The 1,026-nt window shown below is 73.5% G+C and carries 1 protein-coding gene; it reads left to right on the top strand.

Annotated elements, in window-relative coordinates; genetic code table 11:
* Positions 1-193 precede the first annotated feature (193 nt).
* Positions 194-1,026 (top strand): TraR/DksA family transcriptional regulator (locus tag GTW43_RS32535; protein WP_161305565.1); only part of this gene is annotated, 833 nt, incomplete at its 3' end.

The raw sequence follows: 1,026 nt of genomic DNA, 5'->3' as shown, positions 1-1,026 counted from the left end.
GAGCGGGCTCGCGCCGTGCCCGCCGGGCGGATGACCAGGCAGGCGGCGGGGCACGACCCGGGCAGGCCCGCCGTGCCCGGGGCGCGGGGCGGGGCCGGACGGGGTGCGCTCCCCGTTGCCGTGGGCCCCGAGTCGATTTATCGTCCCAGCACGATTCGCGTGCAAGATCACAATATGTGAAGGGGCCGCGGCCATGGTGGCGAAGAAGACCGCCGTTCAGCAGTCTGCGACCGGCAGATCCACGGGCACCGGCAAGGCGGTGAAGCCGGCGTCCGGGGCGACGGCGGGGGCGGCGGGTGCCGCCGCGCCGAAGGAGACGGCCACCGGCAAGAAGTCCGCCGCCGTGCGCAGCGCCGCCGCGAAGAAGACGGCGGCCGAGAAGGCTGCCGCCGAGAAGCCCGCGGCGAAGAAGGCTCCGGCGAAGAAGACGGCCGCGAAGAAGACGGCCGCGAAGAAGGCGGTCGCCGAGAAGGCCGGTACGTCCCCGGCCTCAGGAGGTGCCGAGAGCCCCCCGGAGGGGAAACGTACGACGAAGAAGGCAGCGACGAAGACAGCCACGAAGACAGCCACGAAGAAGACAGCGGCGAAGAAGGCCGGCGGGGCCACCGGACGCAAGAGCGCGAAGAAGACGGCCGAGGACGCGGACGAGACCGCGAAGACGACGGGAGCCACGACAGTGGTTGCGAAGAAGACTCAGGGCACGGCCACGGCGGCGCAGCAGCCCGGCGCGGTTCCCAAGGCGCGGGCGTCCGCCGCCGAGCCCGGTGAGCTGGCGGTACGCCCCGGGGAGGACCCCTGGACCGCCGATGAGGTCGCCGAGGCGCGCGCCGAGCTGCAGAGCGAGGCCCTGCGGCTGGGCAGCGAGATCGCGTCGGCCGAGGAGGGCCTGGCCGGTCTGATGCGGGACTCGGGCGACGGCGCGGGCGACGACGACGCCGACACCGGCACGAAGAACATCACGCGCGAGCACGAGATGGCGCTCGCGGCCAACGCGCGCGAGATGCTGCTCCAGACCGAGCGGGCCCT

It is taken from the genome of Streptomyces sp. SID5785 (assembly GCF_009870065.1).
Lineage (GTDB): Bacteria > Actinomycetota > Actinomycetes > Streptomycetales > Streptomycetaceae > Streptomyces.
Note: the sequence above shows the minus strand (reverse complement) of the source record. Positions and strands in the feature narration are given on the sequence as shown.